General features: G+C 66.0%; 16 protein-coding genes. 8 read left to right on the top strand and 8 right to left on the bottom strand.

Features of this window, described 5'->3' with window-relative positions:
• Positions 1-165: 165 nt before the first annotated feature.
• From ACYCAX_RS08170 to ACYCAX_RS08145, 6 genes are all read right to left on the bottom strand, one after another.
• On the bottom strand, positions 166-783 hold the full coding sequence (locus ACYCAX_RS08170; protein WP_460247769.1) for an FKBP-type peptidyl-prolyl cis-trans isomerase: 618 nt from the start codon (positions 781-783) through the stop codon (positions 166-168).
• A gap of 76 nt (positions 784-859) precedes the next feature.
• Positions 860-1156, bottom strand: coding sequence for a DUF6482 family protein (locus tag ACYCAX_RS08165; protein WP_015475679.1), 297 nt, complete (start codon positions 1154-1156; stop codon positions 860-862).
• A 124-nt stretch (positions 1157-1280) separates the two neighbouring features.
• Positions 1281-1775: a TIGR00645 family protein gene (locus ACYCAX_RS08160; RefSeq protein WP_015475678.1), complete on the bottom strand. Its 495-nt coding sequence runs from the start codon at positions 1773-1775 to the stop codon at positions 1281-1283.
• Between the two features lie 154 nt (positions 1776-1929).
• On the bottom strand, positions 1930-2271 hold the full coding sequence (locus tag ACYCAX_RS08155; RefSeq protein WP_460247768.1) for a PA4575 family protein: 342 nt from the start codon (positions 2269-2271) through the stop codon (positions 1930-1932).
• 165 nt (positions 2272-2436) lie between these two features.
• Positions 2437-4914: a Lon protease family protein gene (locus ACYCAX_RS08150; protein WP_294973858.1), complete on the bottom strand. Its 2478-nt coding sequence runs from the start codon at positions 4912-4914 to the stop codon at positions 2437-2439.
• 96 nt (positions 4915-5010) lie between these two features.
• The gene (locus ACYCAX_RS08145; protein ID WP_015475675.1) at positions 5011-5334 is read right to left on the bottom strand and encodes a TraR/DksA family transcriptional regulator; all 324 of its coding nucleotides are present in this window, start codon (positions 5332-5334) and stop codon (positions 5011-5013) included.
• Between the two features lie 222 nt (positions 5335-5556).
• Here ACYCAX_RS08145 and ACYCAX_RS08140 point away from each other — a divergent pair, with 222 nt between their 5' ends.
• From ACYCAX_RS08140 to ACYCAX_RS08120, 5 genes are all read left to right on the top strand, one after another.
• Positions 5557-6045 (top strand): DUF3015 domain-containing protein, encoded by a 489-nt coding sequence (locus tag ACYCAX_RS08140; RefSeq protein WP_015475674.1) that lies wholly within the window; start codon positions 5557-5559, stop codon positions 6043-6045.
• A gap of 61 nt (positions 6046-6106) precedes the next feature.
• Complete coding sequence (locus ACYCAX_RS08135) at positions 6107-7972, top strand: Lnb N-terminal periplasmic domain-containing protein (protein ID WP_460247767.1); 1866 nt, start codon at positions 6107-6109, stop codon at positions 7970-7972.
• A gap of 52 nt (positions 7973-8024) precedes the next feature.
• Complete coding sequence (locus tag ACYCAX_RS08130) at positions 8025-9245, top strand: RtcB family protein (protein WP_460247766.1); 1221 nt, start codon at positions 8025-8027, stop codon at positions 9243-9245.
• A 160-nt stretch (positions 9246-9405) separates the two neighbouring features.
• Complete coding sequence (locus ACYCAX_RS08125) at positions 9406-9765, top strand: hypothetical protein (RefSeq protein ID WP_015475671.1); 360 nt, start codon at positions 9406-9408, stop codon at positions 9763-9765.
• A 127-nt stretch (positions 9766-9892) separates the two neighbouring features.
• Positions 9893-10918 carry a cytochrome-c peroxidase gene (locus ACYCAX_RS08120; protein WP_015475670.1) on the top strand — a complete coding sequence of 342 codons (1026 nt, stop codon included), beginning with the start codon at positions 9893-9895 and terminating at the stop codon, positions 10916-10918.
• Between the two features lie 176 nt (positions 10919-11094).
• On the opposite strand, the gene gdhA is transcribed toward ACYCAX_RS08120, so the two are convergent.
• The gene (gene gdhA, locus ACYCAX_RS08115; protein ID WP_015475669.1) at positions 11095-12429 is read right to left on the bottom strand and encodes an NADP-specific glutamate dehydrogenase; all 1335 of its coding nucleotides are present in this window, start codon (positions 12427-12429) and stop codon (positions 11095-11097) included.
• A 214-nt stretch (positions 12430-12643) separates the two neighbouring features.
• Between gdhA and ACYCAX_RS08110 the strand changes: the two genes are divergently transcribed.
• Entirely contained in the window at positions 12644-12940 is a 297-nt protein-coding gene (locus ACYCAX_RS08110; protein WP_294973875.1) for a prefoldin domain-containing protein, read from the top strand.
• A gap of 67 nt (positions 12941-13007) precedes the next feature.
• On the opposite strand, the gene ettA is transcribed toward ACYCAX_RS08110, so the two are convergent.
• Entirely contained in the window at positions 13008-14672 is a 1665-nt protein-coding gene (gene ettA / locus ACYCAX_RS08105; RefSeq protein WP_294973878.1) for an energy-dependent translational throttle protein EttA, read from the bottom strand.
• Between the two features lie 392 nt (positions 14673-15064).
• On the opposite strand from ettA, the gene ACYCAX_RS08100 reads away from it, so the two are divergent.
• Together ACYCAX_RS08100 and glyA are read left to right on the top strand one after the other, a co-directional pair.
• Positions 15065-19231 (top strand): EAL domain-containing protein, encoded by a 4167-nt coding sequence (locus ACYCAX_RS08100; protein ID WP_460247814.1) that lies wholly within the window; start codon positions 15065-15067, stop codon positions 19229-19231.
• A gap of 261 nt (positions 19232-19492) precedes the next feature.
• Positions 19493-20746 carry a serine hydroxymethyltransferase gene (glyA, locus tag ACYCAX_RS08095; protein WP_460247765.1) on the top strand — a complete coding sequence of 418 codons (1254 nt, stop codon included), beginning with the start codon at positions 19493-19495 and terminating at the stop codon, positions 20744-20746.
• Positions 20747-20896: the final 150 nt, after the last annotated feature.

The raw sequence follows: 20896 nt of genomic DNA, 5'->3' as shown, positions 1-20896 counted from the left end.
GAGCAAGCTCGCTCCTACAAAAAGCGCGTGCAATCCGATTTACGGCGGCGCCGGATGCGCCGTCGGTGCTCCGCCGCCCGGGAGGCGGATGTACAAAGGGGCGCCTGAGCGCCCCTCTACCTGCGCAGTCGCCAAGGATGGCGCTGCGCAGCGACCCTTAGGAAATCAGAGGATTTCCAGCAGTTCGACGTCGAACACCAGCACGCTGTGCGGCGGGATGCTGCCGACGGCCTGGCCGCCGTAGGCCAGCTCGCTCGGCACGTGCAGGCGCCACTTGCTGCCGGCGTTCATCAGTTGCAGGGCCTCGACCCAGCCGGCGATCACGCCGCCCACCGGGAACTCGGCCGGCTGGCCGCGCTCGTAGGAGCTGTCGAACACGGTACCATCGACCAGGGTGCCGTGGTAATGGGTACGCACGGTGTCCTCGCGGGACGGCTTGGCGCCCTCGCCTGCCACCAGCACTTCGTACTGCAGGCCGGATGGCAGGACGGTCACGCCTTCGCGCTTGGCGTTTTCCACCAGGTACTCGCGGCCAACGGCGGCGGCGGCTTCGGCTTGCGCCTGGGCTTCGGCCTGCATGCGCTCGCGGATCACCTGGAAGCTGGCGGACAGGGCTTCGCCCGGCACGCGGCTTTCGGCGCCTGCAAAGGCGTCGGACAGGCCGGCCAGGACGGCGTCGAGGGTCATACCCGGAACCGGGTTCGAGCGCAGTTGGTCGCCGAGCTGGCGGCCGATGCCGTAGCTGACGCGGGCTTCGTCGGTGGAAAGGTTGAGTTCGCTCATGGCGGCGCTCCGCTGGGGGGTCAAAAAAGGGCCGCCAGCCTAGCACAGATGATCCGCCGCCCCCACCGCTGCCGGCCTAGTGCAGCGGGATGGGCACGCCGTCACCGATGTCGAGCTCATCCTGCAGGCCGACCATCTCGTCATGCACCACCGCATGCACCAGTTGGAACGGCACCGCCGGCAAGGCATGCAGCACCTCGCGGGCATGGGCGACGGAGCGCACGCTGAGCACATGCCCCATCACGTCCTGGATCGGATAGAAGCGTCCGCCCATCCGGGCTTCGAGCACATAGATATCGCCTTCCAGCGACACCAGGTTGATTTCGTCGATATCCCCGGCGAGGGAGCGATTGGTCAGTTCCTCGAGATTCATGAGGCACCTCCTGCACATGGCGTCATGCAAAAGTCTTGTACAGCCCCCCGTCACCGCAAGCCGGAAACGCAGCCGCCCGTCCGTTTCACAACGGACGGGCGGCTGGAGGAACGCCTGTCGGGGCTCAGTGGTCGTGGCGCGTGGCCTTGTCCAGGTAACCCATAGCGAACGCGGACAGGACGAAGGTGAGGTGGATGATCACGTACCACATCAGCTTGTTGTCCGGGACGTTCTTGGCGTCCATGAAGATGCGCAGCAGGTGGATCGAGGAGATCGCCACGATGGAGGCGGCGACCTTGTTCTTCAGCGAACTGGCGTCCATCTTGCCCAGCCAGTTGAGCTTCTCCTTGTTTTCGTCGATGTCCAGCTGCGACACGAAGTTCTCGTAGCCGGAGAACATCACCATTACCAGCAGGCCGCCGACCAGCGCCATGTCGATCAACGACAGCAGCACCAGGACCAGATCCGCCTCGGCAATCGTGAAGATGCTCGGCAGGATGTGGACGATTTCCTGGAAGAACTTGATGGTCAGGGCCAGCAGCGCCAGCGACAGGCCGATGTAGATCGGCGCCAGCAGCCAGCGGGCGGCGTACAGGGAGTTTTCGACGAAGCGTTCCATGATACTCGTGGGATTAGTCTGGAGGGTCGAAGTATAACTGAAGGAAATTTCAGTATTGTTCCGCATTTTTGTGGACAAATATGTAACCCGCCACGGGGCCGCCCGGCGACAGCCAGACACCTCGAATGCCCCGCGACTCAGGCCACGTTCTGTATCAGGACTCCGGGCGGAACTGATAATTCCCCAGGTGGCGACAGCGCTCACCGTTCAAACGGCGCAGCTCGGCCTGCAGGTGCAGTTGCCAGATCGGTGGGTCGGACGCCTCGATGTAACCCTGCTGGGCCAGGCAATCGGAAATCGCGTCGAGCACCCCCTCCGCGACGAAGGGCCCGAAGAACGGGCCTTGCGCCTTGATGGCGGTAGGTTGCGCACCGGCCATGCCGGCGGCACACAACAGCATCCAGAGTCCGTTCTCTCCGGCCAGCGGCCTGATCGCGCATTCGATTCGCGTGGTCAGCCCCAGACAGGGGCGGATAAGGCAGAGGTTACGCGGCATAGCGGCACCCTCGCGGTGGTCCTGATTTTGAGACTACACCCAGGTTCCGACACGCGAAAGCGCCGTTTTATCCACGCCGGCTGTGGATAAGCATGTGAACTGCGCGGGGGCAGGAGCACCAGGGCGACGCCCCGCGCGGCGTGGAGGCGGCTGGTCAGGTTCTGCTCAGTCGGTGTCCTTCTTCTTCCGCACGCGCTCCTTCTCCACCGGCGACTTGGCCGCCTTGGCCTTCGCCGCGGCTTCCTTGAGCGGTTTTTCCTTCTCGTCTTCTTCCATGCCGAGCTCGGAGATTTCCTTCAAACGCTCGACGACGCGGGCATTCACGCTGCCTTTCGGGAAATTGCCCTTGGCGTCCGGCGCACCGGCCGGCTGGCCGACCAGCAGGCTCAGCGCCTCGTCGGCCTGGCGCACGGCGTAGATATGGAACTGGCCATTGCGCACCGCCTGCAGCACGCGCTCATCCAGCATCAGGGTGCTGACGTTGGAGCGCGGGATGATCACCCCTTGCTCACCGGTCAGGCCGCGCGCTTCGCAGAGACGGAAGAAGCCCTCGATCTTCTCGTTGACCCCGCCGACCGCCTGCACTTCGCCGAACTGGTTGATCGAACCGGTGATGGCGAAGCACTGCCGCAGCGGCGTGCGCGACAGCGCGGAGATCAGCGTGCAGACCTCGCCCAACGAGGCACTGTCACCGTCCACGTAACCGTAGGACTGCTCCAGGGCGATGCTCGCGGAAATCTCCAGCGGGAACTCCTGCGCATAACGGCTGCCAAGGTAACCGGTGAGGATCATCACGCCCTTGGAGTGGATCGGCTGGCCGAGGCTCACCTCGCGCTCGATGTCGACGATGCCGCTGCCGCCGGGATAGACGGTGGCGGAAATCCGCGCCGGCACGCCGAAGGCCGAATCGCCGACCTCCAGTACGGTCAGGCCGTTGCACTTGCCGACGGCGGCGCCTTCGGTATCGATCAGGATGATCCCGGCCAGCATGTCGTCGAGGATGCGCCCGGACACCCGTCCGGTGCGGGTCTCCTTGGCTTTCAGGGCGCGCTCGATGTGGCCGAGGTCGGTCATCTCTTCGTTCGCCAGTTGACGGATGAAGTCCGCCTCGCTGACCAATTGGAACAGATCGCTGATGCGCGCCGACAGGCGTCCCTGGTGTTCGGCCAGGCGCGCGCTGTAGGTCGCCAGGCGGGCGACGGCGGCGCTGCTCAGCGGCGCCAGGCCCTCTTCGGAGGTGCGGGTCTTCAGCAACTGGGCGAACTGTTCGAGGCTGTCCTCGCCCAGCGGGATGTCCTCGTCGAAGTCCACCAGGACGCGGAACATCTCCTGGAAGTCCGGATCCAGGTCCTGCAGCGTGTAATAGATCTGCCGCGAACCGATGATGATCACCTTGATGTTCAGCGGGATCACTTGCGGCGTCAGGCTCATGGCCGCCAAGCGGCCCAGTTCGGCCAGCGGCGACTCCATCTTCAGCTGGCGCGAATGCAGCGCGCGCTTGAGCGCATCCCAGACGAACGGCTCGCTGAGCAGCTTCTCCGCCTCCAGCACCAGGAAGCCGCCATTGGCGCGATGCAGCGCGCCCGAACGCAGCTGGCGGTAGCTGGTATACAGCGCGCCCTGGTCGGAGGCGTATTCGATACGGCCGAACAGGTTGTCGTAGGTCGGATGCGACTCGAAGATCACCGGCGCGCCGCTGGTGGAATGGTGGCCGATCACCTGGTTGGGGGCGTACTGCTCCTGCAGCCCCTGCTTGCGCTGCGGGTCGGTGCGGTCCGAGTCCACCAACTGGTCGACCACGGTCTTCAGCAGGTTCAGCTGCATCGCCTGCAGGTAGGCGCTGACACCGGAGTTGTTGTTGTACTTCTCCACCAGTGGCGCCAGCAGCGGCTGCAGGGCCAGGGTGATGGTTTCCTCGTTGAGCTGGCGCAGTTGGTTGCTGGACTCGCGTTTCCACTGCGGCAGGCTGGCCAGTTCCTCGTTGAGGTGCTCTTCCAGCGTGGCGATATCGGCGTGGAAGCGTTCGCGCTCGGCTTCGGGCAGTTGGGCGAAGTCCGCCTCGTCCAGCGCCTTGCCCTCGCTCATCGGGGTGAAGGCGATGTTGGCGCTGTCGCGGTACAGCGCGACGTCCTTCTCCAGCGCCAGGCGCTCGACGGTGTCCAGGGCCTTGTCGTAGCGCTGGTTGAAGGCGCGGTCGATGGCGCTCTTCTTCTGCTGGTAGGCCGGATTCTCGAACACCGAGGGGAAGGTGGCGAGCAGGTTGTCGATCAGGTGATCGAAGTCAGCGCCGAAATCCGCCGCGCTGCCCGGCGGCAGCTCGATGGCGCGCGGCTCGCGGGACTCGTCGAAATTGTTGACGTAGACCCAGTCCGCCGGCGTGGGCAGACGCTTGCCCTCGGCCTTCAGGTAGCGCTGCACGAACGAGAAGCGACCGGTGCCCGGCTCGCCCATGACGAACACGTTGTATCCCGGACGCGGCATCGCCACGCCGAACTGCAATGCCTCCACCGCGCGCTCCTGGCCGAGTACGCCGAGGAAGGGCTCCAGTTCGTCGGTGGTGGTGAAGGGGAATTGTTCGGGGGAGAAGGGACGGGTCAGTTCATCGGGCGCCAGGCGCAGGCCTGCAGCAACGGAATCGGGCATCGGAAGTCCTTGCTTCGGGCGGCGCGAGGCCGCGGAGAGTTGTCCGCATTCTCGCGCCCCCCGCGCGCCACTGGCAAGGCAGTATTGGTGACAGTATCAGTCCACTTCATCGGCGCAGCGCAGGCAATGCTCCGCCGCCGGCAACGCCTGCAGACGGCGCGCTTCGATCGGTTCTCCGCAGCGCGCACAGAGGCCGTAGGTGCCGTCCGCCAGGCGCAGGCGCGCCAGCCCGACCAGCCGCATGCCCGCCTCCGCTTCCGCCAGCAGCGCGCGCAGGACGTCGTCGTTCTGCCGCTGCTGGGCCTGCTCGGCGAAGTCCGGCGAATGGGTCCGACCGAGATCGCGACGGATCGCCTCGGCACGCCGGGAATACTCCACCGCCAGTTGATCCAGGGTCGGACGCGGATCGAAATCGGCCATGACGACCTCCTTGCAAGGGGAACTCCTTCCAGTGTGGCCCGTTCCAAGACAACCGCCGCTGATGCCGATCAATAACCTGCCGGCGAGCGGCGGCAAGCCCGAATGCGCCGCACAGGAGCGCATCGGCTTCCTTGACACCCCGTGCTCATTCCTAAAAGCTTCAGGCGGCGCTGTTTGCTGTCAGCGACACCTGCCCGTATTCAAGAAAAGAGAGAAAACACGATGAAAAGGATTCTGATCGGTACCCTCCTCGCCACCGCCTCCCTCAGCGCTCTGGCCGACGCTCCCGGCAGCGACGGCTGCGGCTGGGGCAACATGCTCTTCAAGGGCCAGCGCGGCACCGCCACTCACGTCCTGGCGGCCACCACCAACGGCACCAGCGGCAACAACACCTTCGGCATGACCACCGGCACCAACGGCTGCCACACCAATGGCGCGCTGACCTACGGCGGCAAGCCGATGATCGTGCTCAGCAGCATGATGGACGAGCTGTCCGAAGACATGGCCAAGGGTAACGGCGAAGCCCTGACCACCTACGCCGTAGTCCTGGGCGTGCAGCCGCAGGATCGCGCGCACTTCGCCGAAGTGGCCCACCAGCACTTCGCCCAGATCTTCAACAAGTCCGACGTCACCGCGGAAGACGTGTACGCCAACACCCAGGCTGTCCTGAAGCAGGACGCCCAGCTGGCCAAGTACGCCGAACAGGCCTGACGGCCACGCGCGAGCCCACCGTCACGGTGGGCTCTCTCCTCTCCTTCCAGTAGTCCCCTCCATGCCCAAACGCCTGTTGCCCTGGATGGCGCTGTGCGCCTGCTCCTCACTGTTCGCCGCACCACAGATCGCCCCGCAGCGCCTGCAGGCACTGGCCAGCGAACCCTACTGGCTCGCCCTGGGCCACTACGAGCCCGCCAGGCTGGGCGGCTGGCGCAGCTTCGTCGACGACCCGAAGTTCTTCCTCGCCGCCGATGGCGAGCAGCACCCCGACGCCGAACTGGCCGCTACCGTGAAGGCGCTCTACGCCCCTGCCGAACTCGGCGACAAGCACGCTCAGTGCGTCTACCCGGCGCGCACCCGCTGGCTGCGCCAGCAACTGCAACTCGACGACCTGCCGTCCGTGGCCTGCCAGGAGTACAAGACCTGGTACACCGACATCAATCCGCACAGCGCGGTGCTGGTGTTCCCCGCGGCCTACCTGAACAGTCCGTCTTCGATGTTCGGCCACACCCTGCTGCGCATCGACCAGGCCGACGTCGACTCCGACAACACCGCCCTGCTGAGCTATGCCCTGAACTTCGGCGCCTACATCGAGGGCATGGACAACAGCATCCTCTACGCCTGGAAGGGCCTGATGGGCGGCTACCCCGGCCTGTTCGCCCTGGTGCCGTACCGCGAGAAGCTCTCCGAGTACGGCCGCCTGGAGAACCGCGACCTCTGGGAATACCGGCTCAACCTGAGCCCTGAAGAAACCGGGCGGATGGTCGAGCACGTCTGGGAGCTCAAACAGGTTCGCTTCAAGTACTACTTCTTCGACGAGAACTGCTCGTTCCGCCTGCTGGAGCTGTTGGAAATCGCCCGCCCCGGCACCGAACTCACCGACCAGTTCCCGCTCACCGCCATTCCCACCGACACCGTGCGCGCGGTGGAGAACGCCGGGATGATCGAGCGCATCGACTACCGCCCCTCCCGCGAGCGCGAACTGCTCGCCCGCGGCGCGCCGCTGAGCCATGAGGAAAAACGCCTGGCGCGCCGGATGGCGGACGACGACCGACTGCTCGACAGCCTCGACTTCAAGGCCCTGCCCGCCGAGCGCCAGGCGCTGGTGCAGGACACCGCCTTCCGCCTGGTGCGCTACCGCGCCACCGGTCAGGAGCGCGACAAGGCCATCGCCTCGCGCAGCTACAACCTGCTCAAGGCCATCAACCAGAACCCACCGCCCGCGCTGACCGTGGAGCGCCCCGGCCAGCCGGAAGACGGCCATGAATCGCGCACCTGGCAACTGGGCGCCGGCAGCCGCGATGGCGAAGCCTTCGCCCAGTACGGCCTGCGCATGGCCTATCACGACCTCGCCGACAACCAGTACGGATTCCCCCTCGGTGCGCAGATCGAGCTCGGCCAGCTGAAGCTGCGCCAGTACGAGGGCAATCGCTGGCAACTGCAGCAACTGGACCTGGTCACCATCCGCTCGATGACGCCGCGCAACGAGCTGCTCAAGCCGCTCTCCTGGCAGGTTTCCGGCGGCTGGGAGCGCGTGCTCGGCAAGCACAGCGAGAATGACCACGACACCCTGGTCGGCCATCTCAACGGCGGCGCCGGTGGCAGCTGGAAGCTCAGCAACGAGCTGCAGGCCTATGCCCTGGGCACCGCGCGGATCGAGAACAACCAGGACTTCGCCGCAACCATCGCCCCGGCGCTGGGCTTCGACACCGGCCTGCTGTGGAGCAATCCGCTGGGCAACCTGACCCTCGAGGCCAAGGGCGACTACTTCCACAACGGCGAAGTCCGCCGCAGCCTGAGCCTCGGCCAGCAGGTCGAACTGGGCCGCAACCTCGGCCTGCGTCTGTCGGCCCAGCGCGAGTTCAGCCACCTGGCCACGCCGGTCAACGAAGTGATGCTGGAGCTGCGCTGGTACCACTACTGAGCCCGGCGGTTCCGGCGCACAATGGAAAGCCTGCTGAACGCCGGAATCGCCCATGAGCAGCACGCCCTATCAACTGCTGGAAGTCGCCCACGGCAAGCCGATCAAGCTGTGGACTGCCGGCGTGCCGGTGGAGGACGACGCGTGCCGGCAACTGCTGAACACCGCGAAGATGCCCTTCATCTTCAGGCACCTGGCCGTGATGCCGGACGTTCACCTGGGCAAGGGCTCGACCATCGGCAGCGTGATCCCTACCCAGGGCGCGATCATCCCGGCCGCCGTCGGCGTGGACATCGGCTGCGGCATGATCGCGGCGCGCACCTCGCTGGTGGCTTCCGACCTGCCGGACAATCTGCACGGCCTGCGCAGCGCCATCGAGAAGGCCGTGCCCCACGGCAAGACCTTCGGCCGCCGCGACCAGGGCGCCTGGGAACACGTGCCGGCGCACGCCGATGAGGCGTGGAGATCACTGGCCGGGCGCTTCAAGGCAATCACCGGCAAGTACCCGAGGCTGGAAAAGACCAACAACCGCCATCACCTGGGCACCCTGGGAACCGGCAACCATTTCATCGAAGTCTGCCTCGACGAGGCCGACCGCGTCTGGTTCATGCTGCACAGCGGCTCGCGCGGCGTCGGCAACGCCATCGGCAATCTGTTCATCGAGCTGGCCCAGGCCGACATGCGCCAGCACATCGCCAACCTGCCTGACCGGGACCTGGCGTACTTCGAGGAAGGCAGTCGGCATTTCGACGACTACGTGGAAGCCGTGGGATGGGCCCAGGACTTCGCCCGGCAGAACCGCGAACTGATGATGCGCGCCGTGATCGCCGCCACGAGGCAGGTGATCCGCAAACCGTTCGATGCCAGCCTGGAAGCGGTGAACTGCCACCACAACTACGTGCAGAAGGAGCGTCACTTCGGCGAAGAGGTACTGGTGACTCGCAAGGGCGCGGTGTCCGCGCAGAAGGGCCAGCTCGGTATCATCCCCGGTTCGATGGGCGCCCGGAGCTTCATCGTCCGTGGCCTGGGCAACGAAGAGGCCTTCTGCTCCTGCAGCCACGGCGCCGGCCGGACCATGAGCCGGACCCAGGCGAAGAAACGCTTCAGCGTGGCGGACCAGGTGCGCGCCACCGCGCATGTCGAATGTCGCAAGGACAAGGACGTGATCGACGAGATCCCGATGGCCTACAAGGACATCGAGGCGGTGATGAACGCCCAGCGCGACCTGGTGGAGGTGCTGCACACCCTGCGCCAGGTGGTCTGCGTGAAAGGCTGAGACCGGCTTCAGCGGACGGAAGGACCGGTAGCACAGGCGGATCACACCGGCTTGACGCTTTCCTCACACACCGCCCGATAGAGTGCCGCCACGCCACCCTGCCGGTGGCGAATCTCTCCATCCGGCGCGTGCGCCCGCCCATTGGCACACGGGAGTTTTCATGGCGCCCCGCGCCATCTTCATCCTGCTTCTGCTCGCCCCGCTGGCCGGCTGCGAAACCACTCACCAGACACTGATCGCCCAGGGCTATCCGCCCGCCTACGCCGACGGTTTCGACGACGGCTGCGGCAGTGGCCGTCAGGCGGCTGGCGCCATCACCGGTGAGTTCCGCAAGAACGTGCCGCGCTACCTGGCCGACAAGCAGTACGCCCTGGGCTGGGGCGACGGTTTCCAGCAATGCCAGGCCCAGTCCGTCAGCCAGGACCGCCAGCGCTATGAGTCGCAGCGCAACAGCGACCGTGAGCGCGACTGGGAACAAGAGAAAGACCGTGCCCTGGGGCGCGCCTTGCGCGGCAACTGAAACTGCGGCAAAGCCCCGCACCAGACGCGTCCCTTGTCCTTGACCCCGATCAAGCCGGCCTTGCGCCGGCTGGCCTCTCCTAGAACGTGGAACAGAAGACTATCCGCCTGAGAAAGGAGAACACCTCATGCAGCCACTGAAATGGGTCCTGGGCAGCCTGGTAATGCTCGCCAGCACCTCGGCCGCCCACGCCGACGCCCTGCGCGACCACGCCAACGGTCTCTTCAAGCCCATTCCGGAGCAAGCCAGCGACACGCTCGACCCCAACCAGGTCGAACTGGGCCGGCAGCTGTTCTTCGAGCCACGCCTGTCCGCCAGCCACGTGATCAGTTGCAACACCTGTCACAACGTCGGCACCGGCGGCGCCGACAACGTCCCCGCGTCCAGCGGTCACGCCTGGCAGAAAGGCGCGCGCAACTCGCCCACCGTGTTCAACGCGGTGTTCAACGTTGCGCAGTTCTGGGATGGCCGCGCCAAGGACCTGGAAGAACAGGCCAAGGGCCCGGTGCAGAACCCGGTGGAGATGCACAACACACCGAACAACGTCGAGGCCACGCTGCGCAGCATGCCGGAGTACGTCGCCTCCTTCGAAAAGGCCTTCCCCAGCGACAAGCAACCGGTCAGCTTCGACAACATGGCGCGCGCCCTGCAGGCCTTCGAATCGACCCTGATCACCCCCGACTCGCGCTTCGACCTGTACCTCAAGGGCGACGACAATGCCCTCGACGCCCGTGAGAAGAAGGGCCTACAGACCTTCATGAGCTCGGGCTGCATCAGTTGCCACAACGGCGTGAACCTGGGCGGCCAGGCGTACTTCCCGTTCGGCCTGGTGAAGAAGCCCGACGGCAAGGTCCTGCCCAGCGGCGACAAGGGCCGCTTCGAGGTGACCAAGACGCAGAACGACGCGTACGTGTTCCGCGCCGCGCCGCTGCGCAACGTCGCCCTCACCGCGCCGTACTTCCACAGCGGACAGGTCTGGGATCTGGAGGAAGCCGTGGCGATCATGGGCACCGCGCAGTTGGGCAAGCAGCTCAACACCGAGGAAGTCGGTGACATCGTCGCCTTCCTCAAGACCGTCACCGGCAAGCAGCCGAAGGTGGAATACCCGCTGCTGCCGCCGAGCACCGCGACCACGCCGCGACCGGTGGATTGACGATGGGCCTGTAGGACCGAGGGGGGCGCCCAGCCCTTGCTCACGAACCAGCCTAACGTCGAAGTCATCGGGCGGTTTTTCGCGAGCAAGCTCGCTCCTACGAAGAGCAGCCCGCGCTTCGCCGGCTGAAAAGAAAAACGGGCCCGATGGGCCCGTTCTTCATGCAGGGGAAGCGGTCAGACCACGCCCTGGGCCAGCATGGCGTCGGCGACCTTGACGAAACCGGCGATGTTGGCGCCCTTCACGTAGTTGATCCGGCCGTTCTCCTCGCCGTAGTGCTCACAGGCGTGGTGGATGTTCTGCATGATGCCGTGCAGACGCTGGTCCACCTCGCCGGCGGTCCAGTGCAGGCGCATGGCGTTCTGGCTCATCTCCAGGCCGCTGGTGGCCACGCCGCCGGCGTTGGAGGCCTTGCCCGGCGCGTAGAGGATGCCGGCCTCGAGGAAGATATCCACAGCCTCCAGGGTCGACGGCATGTTCGCGCCTTCGGCCACGCAGATGCAGCCGTTGGCCAGCAGGGTGCGCGCGTCGCTGGCGTCCAGCTCGTTCTGGGTGGCGCAGGGCAGCGCGATGTCGCAGGCGAGCGCCCACGGACGCTGGCCGGCGAGGAAACGCAGGCCGGGACCGGTCATCTCGCTGAGACGGCCGCGACGCACGTTCTTCAGCTCCATCACCGCTTCCCACTGTTCCGAGGTCAGCCCGGCTTCGGCGAACAGGGTGCCTTCGGAGTCGGACAGCGAGATCACCTTGCCGCCCAGTTCCATCACCTTCTGCGCCGCGTACTGGGCCACGTTGCCGGAGCCGGAGATCGCCACGCGCTGGCCATCGAAGCCGCTGTTGCGCGCCTTGAGCATTTCCTGGGCGAAATAGACGCAGCCGAAGCCGGTCGCTTCCGGGCGGATCAGGCTGCCGCCGTACGCCAGGCCCTTGCCGGTCAACACCGAGGTGAACTCGTTGGACAGGCGCTTGTACTGGCCGAACAGGTAGCCGATCTCGCGGGCGCCGACGCCGATGTCACCGGCGGGCACGTCGAGATCCGCACCGACGTGACGGAACAGCTCGCTCATGAACGACTGGCAGAAGCGCATGACTTCGGCATCGCTCTTGCCCTTGGGATCGAAGTCTGAGCCGCCCTTGCCGCCACCCATTGGCAGCGAGGTCAGGGAGTTCTTGAACACCTGCTCGAAGGCCAGGAACTTGAGCACGCCCAGGTTCACCGACGGGTGGAAACGCAGACCGCCCTTGTACGGACCGATGGCGCTGCTCATCTGCACGCGGAAACCACGGTTGACTCGCACCCGGCCGGCGTCATCCACCCACGGCACGCGGAACAGGATCGCGCGTTCGGGCTCGACGATGCGCTCAACGATGCCGGCTTCCAGGTAATGCGGGTTGGCTTCGAGGAACGGCCAGAGGGAGCGCAGCACCTCTTCCACCGCCTGGTGGAACTCGGGCTGATCGGGGTCGCGCCGCTTGAGGCGCTCGAGGAACGAGTCAACGGATTGGGTCATGTCTACACCGGTACATTTTCTGGTTATGTGATGCTTTTTGCCGGCAGACTCTATCAATCCATGTCGCACTCAGATAGTGCAACGTGACGCTTTTCTGAATCTTTATGGTGCAATTATGTAAATCGCATCCTCGCCGGCCCGGAAGAAAACCAGATTTTTGTATACAAAATCAATAGAAAATCGCACTCGTCCTTGACTCCACAGGAGCGCCCCGATGTCTCCCCACCCCCTCACACTGCTTGCCGCGCTCGTCTGCAGCCTTGCCCTGCCCGCCCATGCGGCCATGAAACTGGGCGATTTCACCGAGTCCGGCGCGCTGCTCGTGGCGGATACATTCGACAGCGAAGTGATCCACAAGTCGAACTTCAGCACCGACGACCTGCAACGCATGTCACGCCAGTTGGAAGAACAGCAACGCACGCTGCAGGACCAGGCGCGGCAAATCGACACACTGCAGCGCCAACTGGAAGAACAGCGCCGCGCCCTGGACGATCTCAAGCGCAACCGCTGAAGCCGGCCAGCCAAAGGCACGGAAACGAAAACGGGGCCCGAAGGCCCCGTTTTCAGTCAGAAGCGGCTTACGCCAGCTTCTTGTAGCGCACACGGTGCGGCTGCGAAGCAGCGTCGCCCAGGCGCTTCTTGCGATCGGCTTCGAACTCGGTGTAGTTGCCTTCGAAGAAGACCACCTTGCCGTCGTCCTCATAGGAGAGGATGTGGGTCGCGATACGGTCCAGGAACCAGCGATCGTGGGAAATCACGATGGCGGAGCCGGGGAAGTCCAGCAGCGCTTCTTCCAGTGCGCGCAGGGTTTCCACGTCGAGGTCGTTGGACGGTTCGTCGAGCAGCAGCACGTTGCCGCCCTGCTTCAGCGTCAGGGCCAGGTGCAGACGGCCGCGCTCACCACCGGAGAGGTCCTTGACGAACTTCTGCTGGTCGCCGCCCTTGAAGTTGAAGCGGCCGACGTAGCTGCGCGACGGGACTTCGTAGTTGCCGATCTTGATCTGCTCGAAGCCGTCGGACACCTGCTCCCACACGGTCTTGTTGCCTTCGAGGATTTCGCGGCTCTGGTCGACACTGGCGATCTGCACGGTTTCGCCGATCTCGATGGTGCCCGAGTCCGGTTGCTCCTTGCCGGTCAGCATGCGGAACAGGGTGGATTTACCCGCACCGTTGCCGCCGATCACGCCGACGATGGCGCCCTTGGGAATGCTCAGCGACAGGTTGTCGATCAGCTCGCGGTCGCCGTAGCCCTTGCAGACGTTGTGCAGCTCGATGACCTTGTCGCCCAGACGCGGACCGGCCGGGATGTAGATCTCGTTGGTCTCGCTGCGCTTCTGGAATTCCTGCGACTGCAGTTCCTCGAAGCGTTGCAGACGGGCCTTGGACTTGGCTTGGCGGCCCTTGGCGCCCTGGCGTACCCACTCCAGTTCGGCCTTCATGGCCTTGGCGTGGGAGGCTTCCTGCTTGGCTTCCTGGGCCAGGCGGTTGGCCTTGGATTCCAGCCAGCCGGAGTAGTTGCCTTCGAACGGGATACCGTGGCCACGGTCGAGTTCCAGGATCCAGCCGGCGACGTTGTCGAGGAAGTAGCGGTCGTGGGTGATCGCTACCACGGTGCCCGGGAAGTCGTGGAGGAAGTGTTCCAGCCAGGCGACGGAGTCGGCGTCCAGGTGGTTGGTCGGTTCGTCCAGCAGCAGCATGTCCGGGGCGGACAGCAGCAGGCGGCAGAGGGCCACGCGGCGCTTTTCGCCACCGGAGAGGTGTTCGATCTTCGCGTCCCACGGCGGCAGGCGCAGGGCGTCGGCGGCGACTTCCAGCTGGCGCTCCAGGTTGTGGCCGTCGGATGCCTGGAGGATGGCTTCCAGCTTGGCCTGCTCGGCGGCCAGGGCGTCGAAGTCGGCGTCCGGCTCGGCGTAGGCGGCATAGACCTCGTCCAGGCGCGCCTGGGCGGCCTTGATCTGGCCGACGGCCTCTTCGACGATGTCGCGCACCGTGGCCTGCGGGTCGAGCTTGGGCTCCTGCGGCAGGTAACCGACGTTGATGCCGGGCATCGGGCGGGCTTCACCTTCGATCTCGGTGTCGACACCGGCCATGATGCGCAGCAGGGTGGATTTACCCGCGCCGTTCAGGCCGAGCACGCCGATCTTGGCGCCGGGGAAGAACGACAGGGAGATGTCCTTGAGGATTTCACGCTTGGGCGGTACGACTTTGCCGACCCGATGCATGGTATAGACGTATTGAGCCATGGATACCTGACTTCTGGGATGAAAAGTGATCGGAATGGGCCGGAACGAACTGCGGCAGGTTCCGGATCGCCGGCGCTGCTGGCCGGATACGGTGGAGTGCCCCCACCGGCGGGCGCGGAGGGCCGGTTCAGGGCCTTCGCGCTAGGCGTGGCGCGGTGATTTCACCCGCGCGCGTGCGGCAAAGCTACCGGAATGGGCCAGGAAGGGCAAACGACGCTCGTCGGCGATACTGGCACATCGCCCAGCTTCCGGGCATCCTAGCTGCGCCGAATCCCGCCGTATCGCCGCCAGGTAACAGGTCCTTGTCTACAACACCCCGCCCTTCCCCGGACTCCCTGGCCAGGCCTGGCCGCGTGGCAACCCGGACCGCCCTGTTGCTGCTAGTCCTGCTGATGCTCGGCCTGCTGTTCTGGCGGCTGTACCAGGAGTTCCGCAGCCAGGAGAGCTTCGAGCGCGAGCGCGTGGTGCTGCACAGCGAGCAACTGGCCCAGCGCATGTCGCTGACCCTCGAGCTGAAGGCGCTGGCCGCGCAGGCCCTGCTCCAGCAACGCGACGAGCGTGGCGACGTCGAAGGCGAACCTGCCCTGCTCATCTGTCTGCGTCGCATCTATCCCGCCTTCCACAGCCTGGTGCGCCTGGAGCGCAATGGCCGCGCCCGGAGCGACTCCGCCATCGGCTTCAAGGATGCCGCCGCCATCGCCACCCTGCGCCAGCGCGGCGGACAGCAGGACTATCACTACGCCTTCAGCGAAGACAAGGGCGGCGTGTTCTACGTCTGGCTGCGGGCCACTGCGCCCGGCGAAGGCGACAGCATCATTCGCCTGGACGAGAAGCTCGCCCGCCGCGGCTGGCTCGCGCAGGTTCGCCCCGACACGCCGCCGTGGATCCTCGAAGACCAGGTGCGCAAGAAGGTCCTGGGCCGCTCCAACGGCTCCCGCCCCGGCCCGCTCAGCGCCGCTTCGCCACTGGAACAGGCACAGAGCCTCGACGGGCTGCCGATCAAGAACACCGACTGGCAACTGCGCCCGCTGTTCGACGTCCAGCGCGTGCGCGCCGCGCTGCTGCCGCGCCTGAGCGGGGAACTGGCGCTGCTGCTGTTGCTCGCCGGTGTCACCGGAGGCGCCCTGCTGCGCCTGCAACGAGAGCAACAGAACCTGCGCGCGCTGACCGCCGACTCCCGGCAACGCCTGCGCCAGGCCGCCCAGGCACTGGGCGCCATCGACGAACGGGTGCTGGTGACCCGCGCCGACGGCCGCCTCGCCTACCTCAATCCGCAGGCCGAGCAGTTGTTCGGCATCCAGGCCGACCAGGCCCACCACCATCACCTGCTGGAACTCCTGCCGGGACTGGGCGCACAGCTCAATGGCGACGCCAACCTGCCGGACAGCGGCGGCACCGAGCTGGTCCGGGTCATCCACACGGGGCAGCCGCGCCTGTTCGCGGTCAGCCGGCGTCCGCTGGACGACACGCTCCACCTCCCGGACCTGCCGTGGCTGCTGCGCGGCGATCCACCGCAAGGCGACCAGGTCTGGGTGCTGCGCGACGTCACCGAGGAACAGCAGGCGCTGCACATCCTCGAAGAGACGCGGCGGCGCTACCAGGACATTTTCGACGGCGTCGGCGTCGCCCTCTGCGTGCTCGATCTGTCGGCGCTGCGGCAGAGCCTGGTGGACCTCAATCTGCGCCGGCAGAGCGATCTGCAGGCGTGGATCGCCGCGCATCCCGAGCACCTGCCCCAACTGCTGCGCCAGGTGCGCATCACCGAGATCAACAACGTCGCCAAGCGCCTGATGGGCATCAGCACCACCGAACAGGCCTGGCAGATTCTCCTCGGCAGCGCCGGTATGCGCCCGGACGGTGTGCGCAGCAAGGTGCTCGACGCGGTCCTGGCCGGCCACGGCATGATCGAGCTGGAAGCCTGCATCCGCACGCGCCAGGGTGAGCAGCGCCACCTCTGGCTGCAACTGCGCGTGCCGGAGATGATCCAGGACTTCCACGCCGTCACCCTGAGCCTCTCCGACATCACCTCGCGCAAGCAGGTCGAACTGTCGCTGGTCGAGCGCGAGAAGTTCTGGTCCGACGCGGTCCGCGCGGTGCCCGACACCCTGTACATCCACGACATCGCCGCGCGCCGGGTAATCTTCAGCAACCACAACCTCGGCCACCAGCTCGGCTACAACGGCGACGAGCTGCGCGCGATGGGCGAGCGCTTCTGGGAAAAGGTGCTGCACCCGGACGACGCCGAGTACTACTGGCGCGTGCGCAACCTGCAGCAAGTGGTGGGCGATGGCCTGCTGCTCGACAGCCAGTTGCGCTGGCGCCACCGCGACGGCAGCTGGCACTGGTTCGACATCCGCGAACAAGCCTTCACCCGCGACGCCGCTGGCCGCGTGGCGCGTCTGATCGGCGTGGCCAAGGACATCACCGGCACCGTCGAGGCACACAACTCCCTGCGCGAGAGCGGGCGCCGCTACCGGATGCTGGCCGAGAGTATCAGCGACGTGATCGTCTCCACCGACGCCCAGGTCAGGCTCAACTACGTCAGCCCGTCGATCCAGCAGGTGTTCGGCTACAACGCCGAATGGGTGCGGCAGAACGGTTTCCAGCAAGTGGCCGCCAACCCGGCGCAGCTGGAACGCCTCACCGCGCTGCTGGAGCGGCTGCACGACGCCATCGGCGAGCCCACGCGCCTCGCCGAGCTGCGCGAGAACACCGAGCCGCAGTTGTTCACTCTCGACTGCATACACGCCGACGGCCACAAGATTCCGGTGGAACTGCGCATCGCCCTGATGTGGGACGATCACGGCTGCTTCGAGGGCCTGCTCGGCGTCGCCCGCGACATCAGCCAGCAGCGCCGTGCCGAACGCGAGATGCGCATGGCCGCCACGGTGTTCGAGCACTCCACGGCAGCCATCATGGTCACCGACCCGGCCGGCTACATCGTGCAGATCAACGACTCCTTCAGCCGCCTCACCGGCTACTGCGCCGAGGAAGTGCTGGACCAGTTGCCACGCCTGCTCACCGCCGACCGCCAGGAGGCCAACCAGCTCAAGCATGTGCTGGACAGCCTGCGCAGGAGCGGCAGCTGGGAAGGCGAGATCCTGCAGAAGCGCAAGAACGGCGAGCTGTACCCGTCCTGGGTCGGCATCACCGCCGTGCACGACGAGGAAGGCGACCTGGTCAGCTTCGTCTGCTTCTTCAGCGACATCAGCGAGCGCAAGGCCAGCGAACGGCGCATCCACCGCCTGGCCTACTACGACGCCCTGACCCACCTGCCCAACCGCACGCTGTTCCAGGACCGCCTGCACACCGCGCTGCTGCAGGCCGAACGGCACCAGCAGTGGGTGGTGCTGATGTTTCTCGACCTCGACCGCTTCAAGCCGATCAACGACTCCCTGGGCCACGCCGCCGGCGACCGCATGCTCAAGGAGGTGGCCGAGCGCCTGAGCCACTGCGTCAGCGACGACGACACCGTGGCGCGCATGGGCGGCGACGAGTTCACCCTGCTGCTGCCCGGCCAGGCCGACCGCGAACGGGCACTGCGCCAGGCGATCCAGGTGGCCGAGCAGATCCTCGCCAGCCTCGCCCGCCCCTTCACCCTCGAAGGCCGCGAATTCTTCGTCACCGCCAGCATCGGCGTGGCGCTCTCGCCGCAGGACGGCGCCGAGCTCAGCCAACTGATGAAGAACGCCGACACGGCGATGTACCACGCCAAGGAGATGGGCAAGAACAACTTCCAGTTCTACCAGGCCGAGATGAACGCCCGCGCCCTGGAGCGCCTGGAGCTGGAAAGCGACCTGCGCCGCGCCATCGAGCAGGAGGAGTTCATCCTGCATTACCAGCCGCAGTTCACCGGCGACGGCCGCCGCCTGACCGGCGCCGAGGCCCTGCTGCGCTGGCAGCACCCCAAGCGCGGGCTGATCCCGCCGGCGGAGTTCGTCCCGGTCCTGGAAGAGCTCGGGCTGGTGGCCCAGGTCGGCGACTGGCTGCTGGAACAGGCCTGCCTGCAACTCAAGGCCTGGCACCGCGACAAGGTGCGCGTGCCGAAGGTTTCGGTGAACCTCTCCGCCCGGCAGTTCGCCGACGGCCAGCTCGGCGAGCGCATCGCCGGCATCCTCAAGGACACCGGCATCCCGCCGGCCTGCCTGGAGCTGGAGCTGACCGAAAGCATCCTGATGAGCGATGTTTCCCAGGCGATGCAGATACTTTCCGGGCTGAAACGCCTGGGCCTGGCCATCGCGGTGGACGACTTCGGCACCGGCTACTCCTCGCTCAACTACCTCAAGCAGTTCCCCATCGACGTGCTGAAGATCGACCGCAGCTTCGTCGACGGCCTGCCCCACGGCGAGCAGGACGCGCAGATCGCCCGCGCCATCATCGCCATGGCCCACAGCCTGAACCTGATGGTGATCGCCGAAGGCGTGGAGAGCCACGAGCAGTTGGAGTTCCTGCGCCAGCACGGCTGCGACGAGGTGCAGGGCTTCCTCTTCGGCCGCCCGGTGCCGGCCGGCCAGTTCGCCGCGCTGTTCGCCAGCAATGCGCTGTTCCTGCTCGGCTGATCGCACGCACCCGCGCGATGCTTGGCTATGCGTCTCCGTCCGTGATCAATTCCCGGCGGCTCCGAGCCGGCCGGTGGCACATCGCGGACGGAGTCCGCTACACACCCGGCCACCGTCGATGCCAAACCGCTCGCAATCCCGCACACTTCCAGGCCTTGAACCCCGCTTGTCAGCCACATGACCGCCTTTCATGTGCCAGCACCGGCGCCTTGGGTTAGAATGCGCGCCTTTCCCCAGCACCCGATCCTTAAGAGGACCGCCATGTTCAGCCGTGATTTGACCCTCGCCCGCTACGATGCCGAACTCTTCGCCGCGATGGAGCAGGAAGCCCAGCGCCAGGAAGAGCACATCGAGCTCATCGCCTCCGAGAACTACACCAGCCCGGCGGTGATGGAAGCCCAGGGTTCGGTGCTGACCAACAAGTACGCCGAAGGCTACCCGGGCAAGCGCTACTACGGCGGTTGCGAGCACGTCGACGTCGTCGAGCAACTGGCCATCGACCGCGCCAAGGAGCTGTTCGGCGCCGACTACGCCAACGTCCAGCCGCACGCCGGTTCCCAGGCCAACGCCGCTGTCTACCTGGCCCTGCTGTCGGCCGGTGACACCATCCTGGGCATGAGCCTGGCCCACGGCGGTCACCTGACCCACGGCGCCAGCGTTTCCTCCTCCGGCAAGCTGTACCACGCCGTGCAGTACGGCATCACCGACGCCGGCCTGATCGACTACGACGAAGTCGAGCGCCTGGCCGTCGAGCACAAGCCGAAGATGATCGTCGCCGGCTTCTCCGCCTACTCCCAGGTGCTGGACTTCGCCCGCTTCCGCGCCATCGCCGACAAGGTCGGTGCCTACCTGTTCGTCGACATGGCCCACGTGGCCGGTCTGGTCGCCGCTGGCGTCTACCCGAACCCGGTACCGTTCGCCGACGTGGTCACCACCACCACCCACAAGACCCTGCGCGGCCCGCGCGGCGGCCTGATCCTCGCTCGCAAGAACGAAGAGATCGAGAAGAAGCTGAACTCCGCCGTCTTCCCGGGCGCCCAGGGTGGCCCGCTGGAGCACGTGATCGCCGCCAAGGCCGTGTGCTTCAAGGAAGCCCTGCAGCCCGAGTTCAAGGCCTACCAGCAGCAGGTCCTGAAGAACGCCCAGACCATGGCCAGCGTGTTCATCGAGCGCGGCTTCGACGTGGTTTCCGGCGGTACCCAGAACCACCTGTTCCTGCTGTCCCTGATCAAGCAGGACATCACCGGTAAGGACGCCGACGCCGCCCTGGGTCGCGCCTTCATCACCGTGAACAAGAACAGCGTGCCGAACGACCCGCGTTCCCCGTTCGTCACCTCCGGCCTGCGTATCGGCACCCCCGCCGTGACCACCCGCGGCTTCAAGGAAGCCGAGTGCCGCGAGCTGGCCGGCTGGATCTGCGACATCCTCACCAACATGGGCGACGAGTCCGTGGTGGACGGCGTGCGCGAGAAGGTCAAGGCCATCTGCGCCAAGTTCCCGGTGTACGGCGCCTAAGCCCGAACCGCGAGTCGAAAAAGCCCGGCAGATGCCGGGCTTTTTCATGGGCGCCACACCGAGGAGGCAGGTCCGATCTGTAGGAGCGAGCTTGCTCACGAACGGATTCCAGCTGGGTACCGGGTTGTGGGGTTCGCGAGCAAGCTCGCT

The organism is Pseudomonas sp. MT3, assembly GCF_054720805.1.
Note: the sequence above shows the minus strand (reverse complement) of the source record. Positions and strands in the feature narration are given on the sequence as shown.

Bases quoted from the DNA above. Each gene is read 5' to 3' on its own strand.
- ACYCAX_RS08150 (WP_294973858.1), bottom strand. From the start codon at position 4,914: ATGCCCGATTCCGTTGCTGCAGGCCTGCGCCTGGCGCCCGATGAACTG.
- gdhA (WP_015475669.1), bottom strand. From the start codon at position 12,429: ATGACCCAATCCGTTGACTCGTTCCTCGAGCGCCTCAAGCGGCGCGAC.
- ACYCAX_RS08100 (WP_460247814.1), top strand. From the start codon at position 15,065: ATGCTCGGCCTGCTGTTCTGGCGGCTGTACCAGGAGTTCCGCAGCCAG.
- ACYCAX_RS08155 (WP_460247768.1), bottom strand. From the start codon at position 2,271: ATGCCGCGTAACCTCTGCCTTATCCGCCCCTGTCTGGGGCTGACCACG.
- ACYCAX_RS08170 (WP_460247769.1), bottom strand. From the start codon at position 783: ATGAGCGAACTCAACCTTTCCACCGACGAAGCCCGCGTCAGCTACGGC.
- ACYCAX_RS08125 (WP_015475671.1), top strand. From the start codon at position 9,406: ATGGCGCCCCGCGCCATCTTCATCCTGCTTCTGCTCGCCCCGCTGGCC.
- ACYCAX_RS08135 (WP_460247767.1), top strand. From the start codon at position 6,107: ATGCCCAAACGCCTGTTGCCCTGGATGGCGCTGTGCGCCTGCTCCTCA.
- ACYCAX_RS08130 (WP_460247766.1), top strand. From the start codon at position 8,025: ATGAGCAGCACGCCCTATCAACTGCTGGAAGTCGCCCACGGCAAGCCG.
- ACYCAX_RS08120 (WP_015475670.1), top strand. From the start codon at position 9,893: ATGCAGCCACTGAAATGGGTCCTGGGCAGCCTGGTAATGCTCGCCAGC.
- ACYCAX_RS08165 (WP_015475679.1), bottom strand. From the start codon at position 1,156: ATGAATCTCGAGGAACTGACCAATCGCTCCCTCGCCGGGGATATCGAC.
- ACYCAX_RS08160 (WP_015475678.1), bottom strand. From the start codon at position 1,775: ATGGAACGCTTCGTCGAAAACTCCCTGTACGCCGCCCGCTGGCTGCTG.
- ACYCAX_RS08110 (WP_294973875.1), top strand. From the start codon at position 12,644: ATGTCTCCCCACCCCCTCACACTGCTTGCCGCGCTCGTCTGCAGCCTT.
- ACYCAX_RS08140 (WP_015475674.1), top strand. From the start codon at position 5,557: ATGAAAAGGATTCTGATCGGTACCCTCCTCGCCACCGCCTCCCTCAGC.
- ACYCAX_RS08145 (WP_015475675.1), bottom strand. From the start codon at position 5,334: ATGGCCGATTTCGATCCGCGTCCGACCCTGGATCAACTGGCGGTGGAG.
- ettA (WP_294973878.1), bottom strand. From the start codon at position 14,672: ATGGCTCAATACGTCTATACCATGCATCGGGTCGGCAAAGTCGTACCG.
- glyA (WP_460247765.1), top strand. From the start codon at position 19,493: ATGTTCAGCCGTGATTTGACCCTCGCCCGCTACGATGCCGAACTCTTC.